The following is a 19,365-nucleotide window of genomic DNA, read 5'->3' on the forward strand; positions in this document are numbered from 1 at the left end:
GATCACCTCAGATGAACGAGAGGGAGACGGAGCCAAGGCCGGTGAACTCGGCGGTGAAGGTCGCCCCGGCCGCCACGTCGACGGCCCGGGTGCACGAACCGGGCAGCACCAGGTGCCCCTTCTTCAGCGGCACGCCGAAGCGGGCGACGGTACGGGCGAGCCAGGCGACGGAGCGGGCCGGGTCACCGAGCACGGCGTCGCTGCGTCCCTCGGCGAGGAGCTCGGCGCCGGAAGTCAGCCTGGCGTCGATCGCCGTGAGGTCGAGCTCACGGGGCTCCCGCCCCTCGCCGATCGCATAACCGGCGGAGGAGGCGTTGTCCGCGATGGTGTCGGCGATGGTGATCCGCCAGTCCCGGATCCTGCTGTCGATCAGCTCCAGGGCGGGCACGACGCGTTCGGTGGCGGCGAGGACGTCCGCCGGGGTGCAGGTCTCGCCCGGCAGGTCGTCGCCGAGGACGAAGCCGACCTCGACCTCGACGCGGGGGGAGCAGTAGCGGGCGGCGCGGACGGGGACCTCCGGCCGGAGCTCCATGTCGTCGAGCAGATGCCCGTAGTCCGGTTCGTCGACGCCCATCATCCGCTGCATGACCGGCGAGGACAGACCGACCTTGTGACCGCGCACCTCCGCGCCGGCGGCGAGGCGGTGGCGGATGTTGACGAGCTGGATCTCGTACGCGTCCTCGGTGTCGATGCCGGGGAACGCGTCGGTCAGCGGGGCGATCGGCGCGACGTGCTGTTCGGCGGAGCGGAGCAGCTCGGCCGCCTCGTGTCTCCGGCGGTCCGTGAGCATGGCGGGTCCCTCCTGCGGGGCGGTTGGGGCTGTGCGGGGAGGCTAGGCGGGGGGTGCGGGTGGCGGGGAGCGCCGGTTCCCGGTGAGCGGGAAAGGGGGACGGGGCGGCCGGGAGCGCTGCCACGCCGCCGACCAGGCCGGCCTGTCCCGCCGGTACGGGGGCATCCGCTTCGAGCAGGGTGACCTCGACGCGCGCGCGACGGGGCGCGCGTGCGGGGAATCCGCCTGGGAGCTGGCCCGGCGCCACTTCGACGGCACGGCGCAGAGGGATGTCCCGTGAACACTGCTCGACCCACGGCCCCCGGGGTGCGCCCGTAGGCGTCCCGGGGGCCGGCGGTCTTCGTCGCGGTGGCGCGGTCAGGGGACGTCCGGTGTCGCCTCGCAGCTCGCCGTGGCCTTGTCCGTGCCCGACTCGCCGTCACAGACGTCCGGGGCGCCGTCGCCGCCGTCGAGGTGGTCGCGTCCGCCGCCGGAGGCGGTGGAGCCCAGGCTGTCGCCGATGAGGCGGTCGTCGGCGGCCCCGCCTTCCAGGCGGTCGCTCCCGCCGCCCGAGCCGCGCCCCGCACTCGAACAGCCGTCTCCGACCAGGATGTCGGACCCGTCGCCGCCCAGGCCGTTGACGATGTCCGGGCCCGGAGTGCCGCTTCTGCGATGCCCCATCGTCGATCTTCTTTTCGGTTGTGGACACGCATGCGCATACGATGCCTGACCGAAAGCGACGACGAGGTGCATCTCGGCAGCACACCGCAACCGGGACGGTCGAAGACAACAGCCCGCACGGCGGACGTACCGTGCGGGCCGGTCCGAGCACCCCGGGACTCCGAAGCCCACCGTTCCGGAGCGGGGAGGGCGGGCCCGACGGCGGGGGCGGTGTTCCGCGACGGCCGTCCACTGGCGGCGGAGCCCTCAGCGTGCGCCGTACACCGGGTGCGGGGGCTCCGCGGCGGCCAGGAGCTTCAGGGTCGTCTCGCCCGCCTCCGTCGGCGTCCAGCGGGCGCCCTTGTCGGCCGTCGGGCCCGGCCGCCAGCCCTCCATGACCGTGATCCGGCCCGCCTCGGCCTCGAAGACACGCCCCGTGACACCCGCCGAGGCCGCGGAGCCCAGCCAGACGACGAGGGGGGAGACGTTCTCCGGGGCCATCGCGTCGAAACCGGCCCCCGAAGGCGCGGCCATCGTCTCGGCGAAGGTCTGCTCCGTCATCCGGGTGCGGGCCGCCGGGGCGATCGCGTTGACCTGGACGCCGTAGCGGGACATCTCGGCGGCGGCCACGAGCGTGAGGCCGACGATCCCGGCCTTCGCGGCGGAGTAGTTGCCCTGGCCGACGCTGCCGAGCAGCCCCGCGCCGGAGCTCGTGTTGACCACCCGCGCGACGGGCTCGCGCCCGGCCCTGGCCTCCGCCCGCCAGTACGCCGCCGCGTGCTTCAGCGGCAGGAAGTGGCCCTTGAGGTGGACGCGCATGACGGCGTCCCAGTCGTCCTCGTCGAGGTTGACGAGCATCCGGTCACGCAGGAAGCCGGCGTTGTTGACGAGGGTGTCGAGGCGGCCGAAGGCGTCGAGCGCCGTGGCGACGAGTGAAGCCGCGCCGTCCGTCGTCGCGATGTCGCCGCCGTGGGCGACCGCCTCGCCGCCCGACGCGATGATCTCGTCGACGACCTGCTGGGCGGGTCCCGCGCCGCCCCCGGTGCCGTCGAGGCCGACGCCGAGGTCGTTGACGACGACCCTGGCGCCCTCGGCGGCGAAGGCGAGCGCGTGCGCGCGGCCGAGCCCGCGGCCCGCCCCGGTGACGATGACGACGCGTCCGTTGCACAGTCCTGTCATGGCAAGTGCCTTTCAGTGAGTGGGTTCAGTGGTTGACCGTCGCCGCGTCCAGGAACGCCGGGCGTTCCCCGCCCCCGTGGACGAGCAGGCTGGCGCCGGTGATGTAGGCGGCCTTGTCGGAGGCGAGGAAGACGCAGGCGTCGCCGATGTCGGCGGGTTCGGCGAGCCGGCCGAGCGGCACGGTGCGGCCGACGGAGGCGATGCCGTCCTCGTCCCCGTAGTGCAGATGGGAGAGTTCGGTGCGCACCATGCCGGGGACGAGCGTGTTGACCCGGACCAGCGGCGCCCATTCCACCGCCATGGACCGGGCGAGGTTGTCGAGGCCCGCCTTGGCGGCGCCGTAGGCCGCGCTGCCCGGTGAGGGGCGGGTGCCGCTGACGCTGCCGATCATGACGACGGAGCCGCCGCCGGGCTGGTGGCGCATCACCTCGTACGCGGCGAGGGAGGCGGTCAGCGGGGCGATGAGGTTCAGTTCGAGGACGCGTGCCTGTTGCTCGGCGCTCCCCTCGCCGAGCATCCGGAACGGGGTTCCTCCCGCATTGTTGACCAGGACGTCCAGCCTGCCGTGGTCGTCGCGCACCCGCTCGAAGAACTCCGCGACGGCGGCCGGGTCGCGCAGGTCGACGGGGAGGAAGCGGGCCGTGCGCCCGGCCGCCTCGACGGGCTTATCGGGGGCGCGTCGCGCGCAGGTCACGACCTCCGCGCCGGCTTCGAGCAGAGCGCGGGCGACACCGGCGCCGACGCCCCGCGTGCCACCGGTGACGACGGCCACCGAACCCGTCAGATCGATGGTGACTGGCAAGGGACACCTCCCGCAGCGTGCGAACCGCTGCTATCTTCCACCTAACAAACGTTTGGTGGAAAGGTAGCTGATCTGCTCATGGGTGTCTCCACCTCCGCCCCCGACAAGGGCGTCGCCGTCGTCACCGTCGACTTCCCCCCGGTCAACGCCCTCCCCGTGCGGGGCTGGTACGACCTCGCCGCGGCGGTGCGCGCCGCCGGTGCCGATCCCGAGGTGCGCTGCGTCGTGCTCACCGCGGAGGGCCGCGGCTTCAACGCCGGCGTCGACATCAAGGAGATCCAGCGCACGCCCGGACACGACGCCCTCCTGGGCGCCAACCGCGGCTGTCACGAGGCCTTCGCCGCCGTCTACGACTGCGAGGTGCCGGTGGTCGCCGCCGTGCACGGCTTCTGCCTCGGCGGCGGCATCGGCCTGGTCGGCAACGCCGACGCGATCGTCGCCTCCGAGGACGCGACCTTCGGCCTGCCCGAGCTGGACCGGGGCGCGCTCGGCGCGGCCACGCACCTGGCCCGGCTCGTCCCGCAGCAGCTGATGCGGGCCCTGTACTACACCTCGCGCACGGTCACCGCCGAGGAGCTGCACCGGCACGGCTCGGTCTGGCGGGTCGTCCCGCGCGAGCGGCTGCTCGACGCGGCACTCGGCCTCGCGCGGGAGATCGCCGCCAAGGACGGGCGGTTGATCCGGCTCGCCAAGGCCGCGATCAACGGCATCGACCCGGTGGACGTCCACCGCAGCTACCGCTTCGAACAGGGCTTCACCTTCGAGGCCAACCTCAGCGGCGTCGCCGACCGGGTCCGCGACGCCTTCGGCAGGAACGACGGCACGGACAAGGAGCAGCAGTCGTGAGCAGGGACAAGACGATGACCGCCGAGGAGGTCGTGGGCCGGCTCCGGAGCGGGATGACGATCGGCATCGGCGGCTGGGGCTCGCGCCGCAAGCCGATGGCGCTGGTACGGGCGCTGCTGCGGTCCGACGTCACCGACCTGACCGTGGTGTCGTACGGCGGCCCGGACGTCGGGCTGCTCGCCGCGGCCGGGAAGATCCGCAAGCTGGTCGCGGCCTTCGCCACGCTCGACTCCGTGCCCCTGGAGCCGCACTTCGGCGCGGCCCGGCAGCGCGGTGACTTCGAACTGGTGGAGCTGGACGAGGCGATGGTCATGTGGGGCCTGACCGCCGCCGTGCACCGGCTGCCCTTCATGCCCATCCGGGCCGGGCTCGCCTCGGACGTGATGACCGTCAACTCCTCGCTGCGGACGGTCACCTCCCCGTACGACGACCGCGAGGAGCTCGTCGCCGTGCCCGCGCTGCGGCTGGACGCCGCGCTCGTCCACCTCAACCGTGCCGACGCGCAGGGCAACGGCCAGTACCTGGGCCCCGACCCGTACTTCGACGACCTGTTCTGCGAGGCCGCCGACGCCGCGTACGTCTCCTGCGAGCGGATCGTGGAGACCTCGGAGCTGCTGAAGGACGCGGGGCCGCAGTCGCTGCTGGTCAAGCGCGCCTTCGTCGACGGTGTCGTCGAGACGCCGAACGGCGCGCACTTCACCTCCTGCGCCCCCGACCACGACCGGGACGAGGCCTTCCAGCGCGCCTACGTCAAGGCGGCCCGGGACCCGGAGGCCTGGCGGGGGTTCACCGCCCGGTTCCTGTCCGGCGACGAGGACGCCTACCAGGCCGCCGTCGCGGCGTTCCAGAAGGAGGAAGCGTGAGCGGGACCCCGACGAACGCGACGCGGGCCGAGTACTGCGTCGTCGCCTGCGCCGAGGCCTGGCGGGACGCGGGCGAGGTCCTGGCCAGTCCCATGGGCACCGTCCCGATGATCGGCGCCCGCCTCGCGAAGCTCACCTTCGCCCCCGACCTGCTGCTGACCGACGGGGAGGCGCTGCTCGTCGCCGACGTGCCGGCGGTGGGCGCCGCGCCCCGGGTGGTGGAGGGCTGGCTGCCGTACCGGCAGCACCTGGCCATGGTCGCCACCGGGCGCCGGCACGTGATGATGGGCGCAAGCCAGCTCGACCGGTACGGCAACCAGAACATCAGCTGCATCGGCGACTGGGCGCGGCCGAGGCGCCAGCTCCTCGGCGTGCGCGGCGCGCCCGTCAACACCCTGAACAACCCGACCAGTTACTGGGTCCCCAAGCACTCGACCCGCGTCTTCGTCGAGCGGGTCGACATGGTCTGCGGCGTCGGCTACGACCGGGCCGCCGCGGCCGGCCCCTCCGCGACCCGCTACCACCGCCTCCCGGACGTCATCAGCGACCTGGGCGTCTTCGACTTCGAGACCCCGGACCGCACCATGCGGCTGCGCTCGCTGCACCCCGGCGTCACGGTGGAGGAGGTCAGGGCGGCCACCGGCTTCGCGCTGACCGTCCCCGACGAGGTGCCGTACACCCGTGAGCCCACCGCGGAGGCGCTCCGGCTGATCCGCGAGGAGATCGACCCGAAGGGACTGCGTGACCGGGAGGTCCCCTCATGAGCGACGTCACCATCGCCACCCGTCTCACCGAGCTCGTCGGGGTCCGGCACCCCGTCGTGCAGACCGGCATGGGATGGGTGGCCGGTCCCCGCCTGGTCTCGGCCACCGCGAACGCCGGGGCGCTCGGGATCCTGGCCTCGGCGACGATGAGCGTCGACCGGCTCCGCTCCGCGGTGCGCGAGGTGAAGTCCCGTACGGACGCGCCCTTCGGCGTGAACCTGCGGGCGGACGCCGGGGACGCCGCCGAGCGCGTGCGGGTCGTCATCGAGGAGGGCGTGAAGGTCGCCTCGTTCGCGCTCGCGCCGTCCCGCGAGCTGATCGCGCGGCTCAAGGACGCGGGTGTCGTCGTCGTCCCGTCCATCGGGGCCCGGCGGCACGCCGAGAAGGTCGCGGCCTGGGGCGCCGATGCGGTGATCGTGCAGGGCGGGGAGGGCGGCGGCCACACCGGCAGCGTCGCCACCACCGTCCTGCTGCCGCAGGTCGTGGACGCCGTGGACATCCCGGTCGTCGCGGCCGGCGGCTTCCACGACGGGCGCGGCCTGGTCGCGGCCCTGGCGTACGGCGCGGCCGGGATCGCCATGGGCACCCGCTTCCTGCTCACCTCCGACAGCACCGTCCCCGACGCGGTCAAGGCCCGCTACCTCGAAGCGGCGGTCACGGACGTCACGGTGACCACGAAGGTGGACGGGCTGCCGCACCGGATGCTGCGGACGGAGCTGGTCGACGCGCTGGAGCGCTCGGGCCGGGCCGCCTCGCTGCTGCGGGCGGTCCGGCACGCCGCGGCCTTCCGGCGCGACTCCGGCATGAGCTGGGCGCAGATGGTCCGGGACGGCCTGGCGATGAAGCACGGCAAGGACCTGACGTGGAGCCAGATCCTGCTGGCCGCCAACACCCCGATGCTGCTCAAGGCGTCCATGGTCGAGGGCCGGACCGATCTGGGCGTGATGGCCTCCGGGCAGGTCGCGGGGCTGATCGACGACCTGCCGTCCTGTGCCGAGCTCGTCGAGCGGCTGATGGCGGAGGCGCAGGCCGCGCTCCGCACCCTGCCCGCCACGGGCTGACCCGTCACCCGCACGAACGTGTCCGCCGGGGTGCCTTCACCCCGGCGGACACGTGTTCCACCTGATCTGTCCCGCACCCACCCGAACGGAACCGCCATGCCGATCCAGCGGCTGAACCACGCCGTCCTCTTCGTCTCCGACCTGGAGCGCAGCCTCGCCTTCTACCGCGACGTCCTCGGGTTCCGGCCGCTGCCGCAGGCGTTCCCCGGAGCGGCCTTCCTCCAGGCGGCGGGCTCGGCCAACGACCACGACCTGGGTCTGTTCCAGTCCCCCGAGCCCGGTTCAGGGCCGCGCACCGGGCGGGTCGGCCTGTACCACCTGGCGTGGGAGGTGGACACCCTGGCCGAGCTGGGACGGATGCGGGCCCGGCTGGCCGGGGCTGGGGCCCTGACGGGGGCGAGCGACCACGCCTCCACCAAGGCCCTGTACGCCCGGGACCCGGACGGCATCGAGTTCGAGGTGTGCTGGCTGGTCCCCGACGCGGCCGTCGCCGGGGAGCTCTCGGCGATGACCTCGCCCACCCGCCCGCTCGACATCGACGCCGAGATCGCGGTCTACGGTGCGGAGACCCCCGGCGGCCCCCGCACCGATCACGCCGTGTGGCGCGAGATCTTCGAGAGCGGCGTCAGAGACGCTCGATGATCGTCACGTTCGCCTGACCACCGCCCTCGCACATCGTCTGCAGGCCGTAGCGGCCGCCGGTGCGCTCCAGCTCGCACAGGAGGGTGGTGGTCAGCTTGGTGCCGGTGGCGCCGAGCGGGTGGCCGAGGGCGATGGCGCCGCCGTTGACGTTGACCTTCTCCGGGTCGGCGCCGGTCTCCTTCAGCCAGGCGAGGACGACGGAGGCGAAGGCCTCGTTGATCTCCACCAGGTCGATGTCGTCGAGCGTTATCCCGGCCTTCTTCAGGGCGTACGCCGTGGCCGGGATCGGGGCCGACAGCATGCGGATCGGGTCCTCGCCCCGGACGGACAGGTGGTGGACGCGGGCGCGCGGCGTCAGTCCGTGTTCCCGTACGGCACGCTCCGAGGCGATCAGCATCGCCGAGGCGCCGTCGGAGACCTGCGAGGAGACCGCCGCGGTCAGCCGGCCGCCGTCGACCAGCGGCTTCAGTCCGGCCATCTTCTCCAGGGTGGTGTCGCGGCGCGGGCCCTCGTCGGTGGTGACGTCGCCGTAGGGGACGATCTCGCGGTCGAAGCGGCCCTCGTCGATGGCGCGGGCGGCCCACCGGTGCGAGCGGAGGGCGAACTCCTCCATGTCCCGGCGGGAGATGTCCCACTTGGCGGCGATGAGTTCGGCGCCGTGGAACTGGTTGACGGGCTGGTCGCCGTAGCGGGCGCGCCAGCCCTCGGAGCCGGCGTACGGACCCTCGGTCAGCCCGAGCGGGTCGGCGGCCTGGCGGCTGGCGAAGGCGATGGGGATCATCGACATGTTCTGCACGCCGCCCGCGACCACCAGGTCCTGGGTGCCGGACAGGACGCCCTGGGCGGCGAAGTGCAGGGCCTGCTGGGAGGAGCCGCACTGGCGGTCCACGGTCGTGCCGGGCACCTCCTCGGGCAGTCCGGCGGCCAGCCAGGCGGTGCGGGCTATGTCGCCGGCCTGCGGGCCGACGGTGTCCAGGCAGCCGAAGACGACGTCCTCGACGGCGGCCGGGTCGGCGCCCGCCCGCTCCATCAGCGCCTTGAGCACATGGGCCCCGAGGTCGGCCGGGTGGACGGCGGACAGTCCGCCGCCGCGCCGGCCGACCGGGGTGCGTACCGCTTCGACGATGTAGGCCTCGGCCATGGTCACTCCTTGTGCGTCCGTCATTCGTGTGTCCGGTGTCCGTCACGGAGGGCGACCCCCTCCAGCACCATCGACAGGTACTGGCGGGCGATCTCCTCCGGGCTGTGCTGTCCGCCCGGCCGGTACCAGGACGCGGCGACCCACACGGTGTCGCGCACGAAGCGGTAGGTGAGCCGGACGTCGAGGTCGGTGCGGAAGACCCCGGCGGCGACGCCGCGCTCCAGGGTCCTGAGCCAGGCCTCCTCGAACCTGCGCTGGGAGCCGGCGAGATAGCCGAAGCGCGGCTGCTCCCGCAGGTGCCTGGACTCCTTCTGGTAGATGGCGACGGCGGCGCGGTGCCGGTCGATCTCCCGGAACGATTCGGTGACGAGGGCCTCCAGGGTCTCCCGGGGGCCGAGCAGCGCGGCGAGCACGGCGTCGTACCGGGCCCACAGTTCGTCCAGGAAGGCGCGGAGGATCTCGTCGAGCATCGACTCCTTGGAGTCGAAGTGGTAGTAGAGGCTGCCCGCGAGCAGGCCGGCCGCGTCGGCGATGCGGCGGACGGTGGTGGCGTCGTACCCCTGGGCGGCGAAGACCTCGGCCGCCGTGTCCAGGATCTCGCGGCGCCGCTCGGGCGCCGGTCTCACGGGTGCTGGCTGCTGACGGAGAGGACCTCGCCCGTCAGGTACGAGGAGTAGCCGCTGGCCAGGAAGACGATCACGTTGGCCACCTCCCACGGTTCGGCGTAGCGCCCGAAGGCCTCGCGGGAGGTGAGTTCCTCCAGGAGTTCGGGGGTGGTGACCTTCACCAGGTGGGGGTGCATGGCCAGGCTCGGGGAGACGGCGTTGACGCGCACGCCGTACGCGGCGGCCTCCAGGGCGGCGCAGCGGGTGAGCGCCATGACGCCGGCCTTGGCGGCGGCGTAGTGGGCCTGTCCCTTCTGGGCGCGCCAGCCGATGACGGAGGCGTTGTTGACGACGACGCCTCCGGCGCCTTCGGCCTTCATCCGGCGCAGTGCGGCGCGGGTGCAGCGGAAGGTGCCGTTGAGGGTGACGTCGAGGACCTTGTCCCACTGTTCGTCGGTCATGTCGACCAGGTCGGCGGTGCCGCCGAGGCCGGCGTTGTTGACGACGACGTCGAGGCGTCCGTGGCGTTCGACGGCGAGGTCGAGGAGGGCGGCGACCTGGGTCTCGTCGGTGACGTCGCAGGGCAGGGCGGCGACGCGGTCGGCGCCGAACTCGGCGGCCAGTTCGGCCTCGGTCTCCTTCAGCCTGCGGGCGTGGGCGTCCGAGACGACGACCCGCGCGCCCTCCTCCAGGAGCCGCCTGGCGGTGGCGCCGCCGATGCCGGCGCCGGCGGCGGCGGTGACGACGGCGCCGCGTCCGGCGAGCAGACCGTGGCCCGGCACGTAGGGGGGCGGTGTGCCGGTCATGGGCGGACCTCCTTGGGCAGGCCGAGGACGCGCTCGGCGATGATGTTCCGCTGGATCTCGTTGGAGCCGGCGTAGATGGTGTCGGAGCGGGAGAAGAGGTAGAGCCGCTGCCAGTCGGTGAGGTCGTACGGTTCGCCGTCGGCCAGCATTCCCGCGGCGCCGCAGACGTCCATGGCGAGTTCGCCGAGCTCCCGGTGCCAGGTGGCCCAGAAGATCTTGCCGATGGAGGCTTCGGGGCCGGGGGCTCCGGAGGCGACGCCGTCGAGCATGCGCAGGGCGTTGAACCGGATGGTCTCCAGGCCGATCCAGGCGCGGGCGATGCGGTCGCGGATCAGCGGGTCGGCGGCGGCGCCGTTGCGCTTGGCCAGTTCGACGACGGCCTCCAGCTCGCGGCGGAAGCCGACCTGCTGGCCGAGGGTGGACACGCCCCGCTCGAAGCCGAGGGTGGCCATGGCCACCCGCCAGCCGTCGCCGGGTGCGCCGACGACGTGGGAGGCGTGGGTGCGGGCCCCGTCGAAGAAGACCTCGTTGAACTCCGAGGTGCCGGTCAGCTGGACGATGGGCCTGATCTCGACTCCGGGCTGGTCCAGGGGGACGAGCAGGTAGGACAGGCCGTGGTGGCGGGTGGAGCCGGGTTCGGTGCGGGCGACGACGAAGCACCAGTCGGCCTCGTGCGCGAGTGAGGTCCACACCTTCTGACCGGTGACCACCCAGTCGTCGCCGTCGCGTTCGGCGCGGGTGCGCACGTTGGCCAGGTCCGAGCCGGCGTCCGGCTCGGAGTAGCCCTGGCACCACTGCTCCTCGACGCCGACGATCTTCGGCAGGAAGCGCTCGCGCTGTTCGGGGGTGCCGAAGGCGATGAGGGTGGGTCCCAGGAGCTGCTCGCCGATGTGGCTGACGCGGGCGGGGGCGTCGGCGAGGGCGTACTCCTCGTGGAAGGCGACCTGCTGTTCCAGGGTCGCGCCCCGTCCGCCGTACTCCTCGGGCCAGCCGACGCAGGTCCATCCCGCCGCGGCCATGTGCCGCTCCCAGGCGAGGCGTTCGGCGTGTGCCTCGTGTTCCCGTCCGGGGCCGCCGCGGCCGCGCAGGGCGGCGAACTCGCCCGTGAGGTTGGCGCTCAGCCAGCCGCGGACCTCTCTGCGGAACTCCTCGACGTTGCTCATGGCCGTACGTTAACCTACCAAACACTTGTTAGGGAAGGAGGGCGGATGTCCGCTGCCCGCACCGCATCCACGGCCCCGGTCCGCTACGAACGCCTCGGCCCCGTGGCCGTCGTCACGATGGACCGGCCCGATTACCGCAACGCCCAGAACTCCGCGATGACGTACGCCCTCGACCGCGCCTTCTACCGCGCGGCCGACGACGACGAGGTCAAGGTCGTCGTGCTCGCCGGAGCGGGGAGGCACTTCTCCGCCGGCCACGACATCGGCACCCCCGAGCGGGACGCCCACCTGCCGTTCGACCGGCGCGCCGGACTCTGGTGGGACCACTCGGACAAGCAGGGGGCGGAGAGCCGCTTCGCCCGCGAGTCCGAGGTCTACCTCGGCATGTGCCGCCGCTGGCGCGAACTGCCCAAGCCCATGATCGCCTCGGTGCAGGGCGCCTGCGTCGCGGGCGGCCTGATGCTCGCCTGGGTGTGCGACCTCATCGTCGCCGCCGAGGACGCCTTCTTCGCCGACCCCGTGGTCCGCATGGGCATCCCCGGCGTCGAGTACTTCGCCCACCCCTGGGTGATGCCGCCGCGCATCGCCAAGGAGTTCCTCTACACCGGGGACCGGATGGACGCCCGGCGCGCCTACGAGGTCGGGATGGTCAACCGGATCGTCCCGCCCGGGGAGTTGACGGAACGGACCATGGAACTGGCCGCCCGGATCGCCGAGATGCCCCGCATGGGCCTGGCCCTCACCAAGCGTGCCGTCAACCAGGCCGAGGACCTCCAGGGCCTGCACACCGGCATGGACTCGGTCTTCGGACTGCACCACCTCGCGCACGCGCACAACGCCGAGACCGCGCCCGACCCGCTGGGCGGCATGGACATACACCGGATGAAGGCGGCGGGAGCCTGATGGACCTCGACTTCTCCGCGGCGGACGAAGCCTTCCGGGCCGAGGCCCGCGCATGGCTCACCGCCCACGTGCCCGACGTCCCGCTGCCCTCCCTGGAGACGGCGGAGGGCTTCGCCGCCCACCGGGAGTGGGAGCGGACCCTCTTCGCCGACCGCTGGTCGGTGGTCTCCTGGCCCGAGGAGTACGGCGGGCGGAACACCTCGCTCCTGCGGTGGCTGGTCTTCGAGGAGGAGTACTACGCGGCCGGCGCCCCCGGCCGGGTCAGCCAGAACGGCATCAACCTCCTCGCCCCCACCCTCTTCGAGCACGGCACCGACGAACAGCGCGCCCGCGTCCTGCCCCCCATGGCGAGCGGCGAGGTCATCTGGGCCCAGGCCTGGTCGGAGCCGGAGTCGGGCTCCGACCTCGCCTCGCTGCGCTCCACGGCCGAACGGACCGACGGCGGCTGGCTGCTGCGCGGCCAGAAGACCTGGTCGTCCCGGGCGGCCTTCGCCGACCGCGCCTTCGGCCTGTTCCGCAGCGATCCCGACGCCGCGAAGCCGCACCAGGGCCTGACGTACCTGATGTTCCCGCTCGACGCCGACGGGGTGACCGTACGGCCCATCGGGCGCCTCGACGGCAAGCCCGCCTTCGCCGAGCTCTTCCTCGACGACGTGTTCGTGCCCGACGAGGACGTGATCGGCGCTCCCGGACAGGGCTGGCGGGTCGCGATGAGCACGGCGGGCAACGAGCGGGGGCTGACCCTGCGCAGCCCCGGCCGGTTCACGGCCGCCGCCGAACGCCTCACGGCACTGTGGCGGGAGACCGCCGACCCCTCCGACACCGCGCTGCGCGACCGGGTCGCCGACGCGGTCGTCGCCGCCCGCGCCTACCGGCTGTCCGCCTACGCGGGCGTCTCGCGGATCGCCGCCGGGGACTCGATCGGCGCCGAGTCCAGCCTCAACAAGGTCTTCTGGTCCGAGCTCGACATCGCCCTCCACGAGACCGCGCTCGACCTGCTCGGACCGTACGGCGAACTGGCCGACGCCGCCGACGACGCGCCCGCGCACGGCGGCTGGGCCGAGGGCTTCACGTTCTCCCTCGCCGGCCCCGTCTACGCCGGCACCAACGAGATCCAGCGCGACATCATCGCCGAGCGGCTGCTCGGCCTCCCGAAGGGACGCCGGTGATGCGGTTCCTCCTCGACGACGAGCAGCGGGAGTTCGCCCGCTCCCTCGACTCCATGCTCACCGCGGCCGACACCCCCGCGGCCGTACGGGCCTGGGCGGCGGGTGACACGGCCCCCGGCCGCGCGCTCTGGGCGCGGCTCGCGGAGGCCGGCGTCCTCGCCCTCGCCGTCCCCGAGCGGCACGACGGGCTCGGCCCGCTGCCCCTCGAACTGGTCGTGGCCTTCACCGAGCTGGGGCGCCACGCCGTGCCCGGCCCACTGGTGGAGACGGTCGCCGCGGCGGCGCTCCTCGACCGTGTCGACGACCCCACCGCCGCGGCCCGGCTCCCGCAGATCGCCTCCGGAAAGGCCGTCGTCTCCCTGTGCGTCCCGGCGGTCGGCGGCCCCTACGCCCTGGACGCGGACGCCGCCGACGCCGTGCTCGTCGTCGAGGGCGACACCCTGCGCCTGGCGGAGACGGCCGGGCCCGTCCAGCCCTCGGCCGACCCCGCCCGCCGGCTGGCCCGCCCGCTCGGCGGGACCGTCCTGGCGCGGGGCCCGGAAGTGGCCGCCGCCGCCGCGCACGCCGCCGAGGTCGCCGCCCTGGCCACCGCCGCCCAGTCCCTCGGCGTCGGCCGCGCCCTGCTCGACCGGACGGTGGAGTACGTGAAGCAGCGCACCCAGTTCGGGGTCGCCATCGGCTCCTTCCAGGCGGTGAAGCACCGCCTCGCCGACACGCTCCTCGCGCTGGAGTTCGCCCGGCCGCTGCTCCACTCGGCCGCCCTGGCCCTGGCCGAGGGGGCGGCCCACGCCTCCGCCGAGATCGCCGCGGCGAAGGTCACGGCGGGCGAGGCCGCGTACGCCGCCGCCCGCACCGCCCTCCAGCTCCACGGGGCCGTCGGCTACACGGAGGAACTGGACCTCGCCCTGTGGATCCGCAAGGCCCGCCCCCTCCGCGACGCCTGGGGCACCCCCGCGGCCTGCCGCGCCCGCGTCCTCGCGGCCTGAACGGCGCCCGCGGCCTCGCGTCCCGCAACGGCGCGCGCGGCCTCGCCTCCTGAACCGCGCCCGCTGCCCAGGACCGGGCAGCGGGCCCCGGTCCCCCTCCGCTCGTCGATCCCGACATCCCCGCCGATCACCGGTCCCCCACTTCCCCACCGATCACAGGTCACTCTCCCTCCCCCCACACGCTTCCCCCACTTCCCACCGCTCGTCGATCCCCCTTCCCTACCGCACCCGGGAGCCAGCGTGTCCCCCGCACCGTCCCCGCACACCCCCGAGAGACCCGCCGACCCCGCCCTGCTGCGCAGGGTGGCGCTGTCGAGTCTGCTCGGCACCGTCATCGAGTACTACGACTTCCTGCTCTACGGCACGATGGCCGCGCTCGTCTTCGGCGAGCTGTTCTTCCCCGAGTCCGATCCCGCCGTCGGCACGATCGCCGCCTTCGGGACGCTCGCCGCCGGCTATGTGGCGCGCCCCCTCGGCGGCGCCGTCTTCGGCCACTTCGGCGACCGGCTCGGCCGCAAGTCCATGCTCGTCCTCACCATGGCCCTCATGGGCGTGGCGAGCTTCCTGATCGGCGTCCTCCCGACGTACGGGACGATCGGCGTCGCCGCTCCCGTGCTGCTCGTGCTGTTCCGCGTCGTCCAGGGCGTCGCCATCGGCGGGGAGTGGGCCGGCGCGACGCTCATGGTCGTCGAGCACGCCGACCCCCGGCGCCGCGGCCTGTGGAGCGGAGTGATGCAGATGGGGTCCCCGATCGGCTTCCTGCTCTCCACGGTCGCCGTCGCCCTCGCCTCACTGCTCCCCCGCGCCTCCTTCCTGAGCTGGGGCTGGCGCGTCCCGTTCCTGTTCAGCGCGGTGCTCCTCGGCGTCGGCCTGTACGTGCGCGTCAGCGTCACGGAGAGCCCGCTCTTCCAGCGGGCGGCACGGGAGCGCGAGGCCGGGGCGGCTTCCGGCGTCCCGCTGGCGCAGGTGCTGCGCAGGCCCCGCAACCTCGTCCTCGCGTGCGCCGTGGGCATCGGACCCTTCGCGCTGACGGCGCTGATCAGCACGTTCATGCTCACCTACGCCACGGCCATCGGGTACGCCACGTCCGAGGTGATGACCGGGCTCCTCTTCACCTCGGTCACGGGCCTGGTGTCCATCCCGCTCTTCTCCGCGCTCTCCGACCGCGTCGGCCGCCGGGCCGTCGTGCTCGCCGGTGCGGCGGGCGTCGTCCTGCTCGCCTTCCCGGTCTACGCCCTGGTCGACGCGCGCTCCCCCGCGCTGCTGGTCCTCGGCATGGTCCTCGGCCAGGTGGTGCAGTCCGCGATGTACGCGCCGCTCGGGCCGCTGCTCTCGGAGATGTTCGGCACCCGCGTCCGCTACACCGGCGCCTCGCTCGGCTACCAGCTGGCCGCGCTGATCGGGGGCGGGTTCACCCCGGTGTTCGCCGGCGGCCTGCTGTCCTCCGGTGACGTCCGGAGCGCTCCCCTCGCGGTCCTCGCCGTCGTCTGCGGGCTCGTGACCGCGCTCGCCGTCTGGCGGACGGCCGAGACGCGCGGCCGGGACCTCGCGGCGGAGGACCCGGCGGCGGCCCGGCAGTCCCGTACCCGAACGGCATCGAGAGGAGCAGAGGCATGAGGCTGACGGAGGAACAGGAGGAACTGCGGTCCGCCGTGCGGGCCGTGCTCGGACGCCACCCGGGCGGGGCGGCCTGGCGGCCGCTGACCGGGCAGATCGGCGTCGCGGGCCTCGCCGTCCCCGAGGAGTACGGCGGCGCCGGGTACGGGGCCCGGGAGGTCCACGTGGTGATGGAGGAACTGGGGCGGGAGCTGAGCCCCGTCCCGTACCTCGGCTCCGCGGTGCTCGTGGTGCGGGCGCTGCTCGCCTCCGGCGACGCGGCGGCGTGCGCGCGGCTGCTGCCGGAACTGGCCTCGGGGACCGCGGTGGGGGCCCTGGCGTGGGCCGAGCGCGGTTCCTGGGACCCGTCGGCCGTACGGGCCGAGGCCACGCGTGGGTCCGGCGGGAGCTGGCGGATCACCGGGGCCAAGGAGCACGTCCTCGACGGCGCGGAGGCCGGGGTCCTGCTCGTGGCGGCCCGGTCGGGGGCGGGGGTCTCGCTCTTCGAAGTGCCCGTGGACGGCGCGGGCGTGGACCGTGGGGCGGCCGTGACGATGGACTCCACCAGGGCACAGGCGCGGGTGGTGCTCACGGAGGCGGAGGGCCGGCTCGTGGGAGCGGAGGGGGAGGGCGAGCGGGTGCTCGCGCACGTCCTCGACCTGGCGTGCGCGGCGCTCGCCGCCGAACAGGTCGGCGCCGCCGCGCGCTGCCTGGAGATCACGCTCGCCTACGCCGGGGAGCGGGTCCAGTTCGACCGGCCCATCGGCTCCTTCCAGGCGGTCAAGCACCGCCTCGCGGACGCGTACGTCCTGGTCGAGTCGGCGCGCTCGGCCGCGCTCGGCGCCGCCTTCGCCGCCGCCGAGGACGACCCGGAGCTCACCCGCCGCGCGGCCGCCGCCAAGTCCGCCTGCTCGGAGGCGTTCTCGGCGGTGGCGGGCGAGATGATCCAGCTGCACGGCGGCATCGGCATCACCTGGGAGCACGACGCCCACCGCTACTTCAAGCGGGCGCACGGCGCGGCGCGGCTCTTCGGCCCGCCGGCCTGGCACCGCGCCCGCCTGGCGGCCGACCTGGGGCTGCCGGTCGCGTGAGGAGGCCCGTCGCGGCGACGGCCGGCCGTGCTCGTGACGTCTCGCGGGTGCGGCCGGGTGCTCGGGTTCATCCCCTTCCCGCACCGAGGTGGGCGAGCAGGGCGGCGGCGCCGTCCTCCGCGGCGATCCCCCGGGCGAGTTCGGCCGCGCGGCGGCGGTGGGACGGCTCCGACAGGCAGGCCGTGATCGCGTCGCCGAGGGCCTCGGCGGTCAGGGTGTCGAACGGGACGGGCGGCGGGGCGACCCCCAGCGCGTACAGCCGGGCCGACCAGAACGGCTGGTCGTACATGACGGGGACGGTCACGGCGGGCACGCCGGCCCGCAGCCCGGCCGCGGTGGTGCCCGCGCCCGCGTGGTGGACCACGGCGGCGGTGCGCGGGAACAGCCAGTCGTGCGGGACCTCGCCCACGGTGAGGACGTCGTCGCCGCCGCCGCTCAGCCCGGCCCACCCCGCCTGCACCACCGCCCGCACACCGGCACGCCGTACCGCCGCGGCCACCAGCTCGCCGAGCCGCTCCCCCTGCCCCGCCGCCATGCTGCCGAAGCCGATGAACACCGGCGGCGGACCGGCCTGGAGGAAGTCGGTCAGTTCGGCCGGGGGCCGCCAGTGGTCCGGCCGCGCGGACCACCAGTACCCCGTGACGTGGACCCGGGACGGCCAGTCGCCGGGGCGCGGCACCACCAGGGGGCTGTAGCCGTGGAAGACCGGCCGGATGTCCCCCGGCGCCGAGGGCGTGTCGGCGGGCAGCCCGAGGAGGCCGCGCAGCCGGGTCACGGCTCCCGCGAAGGCCCCGTCGGCACGCTTCAGCACCTCCCGGCCCGCCGCGAGGTTGCCCTCCGGTCCCAGGTCGTCGGTGCTTCGCGCGTGGGGCAGGGGGAACTCCCGGGTGGCGAACGCCGGTACGAGGTAGGTGCCGACGACGGGGATGCCGAACGCCTCGCCGGCCGTGCGGGCCAGGGAGGCCGGGCCGTGGGGGGTGAGCAGCAGGTCGGCGCCGCCCTCCACGGCCTCCGCCACCCCGTCGGCGATCCCGTCCGCGTACGCCCTGGTCAGGGCCCGGGCCTCCTCCCGGGTGGCCGCCCGCGCCCAGTCCCGGATCAGCGCCTGCGGGTCTCCCGGCACGATCCGGTGTTCGAGGCCGCACCCGCCGAGGAGCGCGGCGAAGGACGGGTGGGCGGCGACGGCGACCTGATGGCCGGCACCGAGCAGGCGCCGCCCCAGGCCGGTGAAGGGTGCGACGTCGCCACGGGATCCGGCGGTGATGATCAGAATGCGCATGGCGCGATCCTCCTCCCCACCGGCGTCGGCGACGATCGCTTTTCGACTCCGCTCTCAGCTGTGACCGAAGGTCAGGACCGCCTTGCCGTGGAGGTCTCCGGAGAGCAGGGCGGCGACCGCGTCGGCCGCGTCGGCCCAGTCGCCCCGCCAGGTGACGCCGGGGTCGAGGCTCCCGTCGGCGACGCGGTGGGCGAGCCCGGTGAGGTCGCGGTCGAGGCCGGTGCAGGAGAGCAGGAAGAAGGTGACGACGGACCGGTCGTGCCGCCCCTGGTCGCCGAACAGGGCCCCGAACGGGAAGTCCTCGCCCGTGCCCGCCGAATGTCCGAGGGCGACCAGCGTGCCGCCCTCGCCGAGGGTGTCGTACGCCTCCACGAGCAGCGGTCCGCCGACCAGGTCGATCACGCCGTCCACCGGCCGGGAGACCTCCTTCGGCGCTCCGACCACCTCGTGCGCCCCGAGGGCGCGCAGGAGTTCGCCGTTCGCGGCCGGGGAGCCCGTCGACGCCACGACGTGGGCACCGCCGGCGCGGGCGAGCTGGACGGCGTACCGCCCGACGCCTCCGGTCGCCCCGGTGATCAGGACGTCGCGGCCGAGGAGCGGGCCGAGGCGGTGCAGGGCGCGCAGGGCGCTCGTGGCGGCGACGGGGACGGTGGCGAGGGCGGCCGGGTCGGCTCCGGCGGGGGCGACGCCGATCAGGGCGGTGTCGACCGCGCGGAGTTCGGCCCAGGCGCCGTCGGGCATCAGGGTCACCACGGGGGTGCCGGGGGCGGGGCCCGAGCCGTCCGCGGCGGCGCGTTCGACGATTCCGGCGGCGTCCCAGCCGAGGACCGCGCCCCGCGGGGCGGCGGCGAGGCCGAAGGCGATCTCACCGGGGTTGAGCGAGGTCGCGGTCACCCGGACCAGGGCCTGGTGGGGCGCGGGTTCGGGGTCGGGGGCGGTGCCGAGCCGGAGGCCGCCGGGGGCCGAGGGGTCGACGAGAAGGGCGCGCATGCAAGGCCTCCAAGGTTCTGCCACTGAGTGGCATAAGCCTATAGGTAGCA

At 74.2% G+C, this 19,365-nt stretch carries 21 protein-coding genes; 11 read left to right on the top strand and 10 right to left on the bottom strand.

The genetic code is table 11. The features are described from left to right. Positions 1 to 7 precede the first annotated feature (7 nt). Positions 8 to 790: a 2-keto-4-pentenoate hydratase gene (locus ACIGW4_RS01540; protein WP_123457128.1), complete on the bottom strand. Its 783-nt coding sequence runs from the start codon at positions 788 to 790 to the stop codon at positions 8 to 10. Positions 791 to 872: 82 nt separating this feature from the next. On the opposite strand from ACIGW4_RS01540, the gene ACIGW4_RS01545 reads away from it, so the two are divergent. Then, positions 873 to 1,070 (top strand): hypothetical protein, encoded by a 198-nt coding sequence (locus tag ACIGW4_RS01545; protein WP_399577711.1) that lies wholly within the window; start codon positions 873 to 875, stop codon positions 1,068 to 1,070. 77 nt (positions 1,071 to 1,147) lie between these two features. On the opposite strand, the gene ACIGW4_RS01550 is transcribed toward ACIGW4_RS01545, so the two are convergent. The 3 genes from ACIGW4_RS01550 to ACIGW4_RS01560 form a co-directional block, all read right to left on the bottom strand. Next, complete coding sequence (locus ACIGW4_RS01550; RefSeq protein WP_399577713.1) at positions 1,148 to 1,450, bottom strand: hypothetical protein; 303 nt, start codon at positions 1,448 to 1,450, stop codon at positions 1,148 to 1,150. 246 nt (positions 1,451 to 1,696) lie between these two features. Continuing rightward, positions 1,697 to 2,608: an SDR family oxidoreductase gene (locus ACIGW4_RS01555; RefSeq protein ID WP_399577716.1), complete on the bottom strand. Its 912-nt coding sequence runs from the start codon at positions 2,606 to 2,608 to the stop codon at positions 1,697 to 1,699. A 25-nt stretch (positions 2,609 to 2,633) separates the two neighbouring features. Continuing rightward, positions 2,634 to 3,410: an SDR family oxidoreductase gene (locus ACIGW4_RS01560; RefSeq protein WP_399577718.1), complete on the bottom strand. Its 777-nt coding sequence runs from the start codon at positions 3,408 to 3,410 to the stop codon at positions 2,634 to 2,636. A gap of 78 nt (positions 3,411 to 3,488) precedes the next feature. On the opposite strand from ACIGW4_RS01560, the gene ACIGW4_RS01565 reads away from it, so the two are divergent. The 5 genes from ACIGW4_RS01565 to ACIGW4_RS01585 all read left to right on the top strand — a co-directional run bounded on the left by ACIGW4_RS01565 (position 3,489) and on the right by ACIGW4_RS01585 (position 7,586). Continuing rightward, positions 3,489 to 4,256 carry an enoyl-CoA hydratase family protein gene (locus tag ACIGW4_RS01565; RefSeq protein WP_123457123.1) on the top strand — a complete coding sequence of 256 codons (768 nt, stop codon included), beginning with the start codon at positions 3,489 to 3,491 and terminating at the stop codon, positions 4,254 to 4,256. 14 nt (positions 4,257 to 4,270) lie between these two features. Further along, positions 4,271 to 5,119 carry a CoA transferase subunit A gene (locus ACIGW4_RS01570; protein ID WP_123457678.1) on the top strand — a complete coding sequence of 283 codons (849 nt, stop codon included), beginning with the start codon at positions 4,271 to 4,273 and terminating at the stop codon, positions 5,117 to 5,119. Continuing rightward, positions 5,116 to 5,883, top strand: a complete 768-nt coding sequence (locus ACIGW4_RS01575; RefSeq protein ID WP_399577721.1) for a CoA-transferase subunit beta — start codon at positions 5,116 to 5,118, stop codon at positions 5,881 to 5,883. Before ACIGW4_RS01570 ends, ACIGW4_RS01575 begins: the two co-directional genes overlap by 4 nt. Beyond that, positions 5,880 to 6,944, top strand: a complete 1,065-nt coding sequence (locus tag ACIGW4_RS01580) for an NAD(P)H-dependent flavin oxidoreductase (RefSeq protein WP_399577724.1) — start codon at positions 5,880 to 5,882, stop codon at positions 6,942 to 6,944. The genes ACIGW4_RS01575 and ACIGW4_RS01580 overlap by 4 nt, the downstream gene beginning before the upstream one ends. Positions 6,945 to 7,040: 96 nt before the next feature. After that, positions 7,041 to 7,586, top strand: coding sequence for a VOC family protein (locus ACIGW4_RS01585; protein ID WP_123457120.1), 546 nt, complete (start codon positions 7,041 to 7,043; stop codon positions 7,584 to 7,586). Here the strand turns inward: ACIGW4_RS01585 and ACIGW4_RS01590 are convergent. From ACIGW4_RS01590 to ACIGW4_RS01605, 4 genes are read right to left on the bottom strand one after another with little or no spacing between them, the layout of a single operon-like run. Continuing rightward, a complete protein-coding gene (locus ACIGW4_RS01590) occupies positions 7,570 to 8,727 on the bottom strand; it encodes an acetyl-CoA C-acetyltransferase (protein WP_399577726.1) in 1,158 nt (385 codons plus the stop codon). The genes ACIGW4_RS01585 and ACIGW4_RS01590 overlap by 17 nt on opposite strands. 20 nt (positions 8,728 to 8,747) lie before the next feature. Beyond that, a complete protein-coding gene (locus ACIGW4_RS01595; protein WP_123457118.1) occupies positions 8,748 to 9,353 on the bottom strand; it encodes a TetR/AcrR family transcriptional regulator in 606 nt (201 codons plus the stop codon). Beyond that, a complete protein-coding gene (locus ACIGW4_RS01600) occupies positions 9,350 to 10,138 on the bottom strand; it encodes an SDR family oxidoreductase (protein ID WP_123457117.1) in 789 nt (262 codons plus the stop codon). Before ACIGW4_RS01600 ends, ACIGW4_RS01595 begins: the two co-directional genes overlap by 4 nt. Continuing rightward, positions 10,135 to 11,301, bottom strand: a complete 1,167-nt coding sequence (locus ACIGW4_RS01605) for an acyl-CoA dehydrogenase family protein (protein WP_123457116.1) — start codon at positions 11,299 to 11,301, stop codon at positions 10,135 to 10,137. The genes ACIGW4_RS01600 and ACIGW4_RS01605 overlap by 4 nt, the downstream gene beginning before the upstream one ends. A 45-nt stretch (positions 11,302 to 11,346) precedes the next feature. On the opposite strand from ACIGW4_RS01605, the gene ACIGW4_RS01610 reads away from it, so the two are divergent. The 5 genes from ACIGW4_RS01610 (at position 11,347) to ACIGW4_RS01630 (ending at position 17,046) form a co-directional block, all read left to right on the top strand. Next, complete coding sequence (locus ACIGW4_RS01610; RefSeq protein ID WP_399577730.1) at positions 11,347 to 12,204, top strand: enoyl-CoA hydratase; 858 nt, start codon at positions 11,347 to 11,349, stop codon at positions 12,202 to 12,204. Continuing rightward, positions 12,204 to 13,373, top strand: coding sequence for an acyl-CoA dehydrogenase family protein (locus ACIGW4_RS01615; RefSeq protein WP_398706753.1), 1,170 nt, complete (start codon positions 12,204 to 12,206; stop codon positions 13,371 to 13,373). Before ACIGW4_RS01610 ends, ACIGW4_RS01615 begins: the two co-directional genes overlap by 1 nt. Continuing rightward, entirely contained in the window at positions 13,373 to 14,359 is a 987-nt protein-coding gene (locus tag ACIGW4_RS01620; RefSeq protein ID WP_399578177.1) for an acyl-CoA dehydrogenase family protein, read from the top strand. The genes ACIGW4_RS01615 and ACIGW4_RS01620 overlap by 1 nt, the downstream gene beginning before the upstream one ends. Positions 14,360 to 14,599: 240 nt before the next feature. Beyond that, complete coding sequence (locus tag ACIGW4_RS01625; protein ID WP_399577733.1) at positions 14,600 to 15,976, top strand: MFS transporter; 1,377 nt, start codon at positions 14,600 to 14,602, stop codon at positions 15,974 to 15,976. After that, positions 15,973 to 17,046, top strand: coding sequence for an acyl-CoA dehydrogenase family protein (locus ACIGW4_RS01630; protein ID WP_123457111.1), 1,074 nt, complete (start codon positions 15,973 to 15,975; stop codon positions 17,044 to 17,046). The genes ACIGW4_RS01625 and ACIGW4_RS01630 overlap by 4 nt, the downstream gene beginning before the upstream one ends. A gap of 67 nt (positions 17,047 to 17,113) precedes the next feature. On the opposite strand, the gene ACIGW4_RS01635 is transcribed toward ACIGW4_RS01630, so the two are convergent. Then, complete coding sequence (locus ACIGW4_RS01635) at positions 17,114 to 18,325, bottom strand: glycosyltransferase (protein WP_399577736.1); 1,212 nt, start codon at positions 18,323 to 18,325, stop codon at positions 17,114 to 17,116. 54 nt (positions 18,326 to 18,379) lie between these two features. Next, entirely contained in the window at positions 18,380 to 19,315 is a 936-nt protein-coding gene (locus ACIGW4_RS01640; protein WP_123457109.1) for a zinc-binding dehydrogenase, read from the bottom strand. Positions 19,316 to 19,365 lie beyond the last annotated feature (50 nt).

This window comes from Streptomyces sp. NPDC053513, from assembly GCF_044544765.1.
GTDB classification, from domain to species: Bacteria; Actinomycetota; Actinomycetes; order Streptomycetales; family Streptomycetaceae; genus Streptomyces; species Streptomyces litmocidini.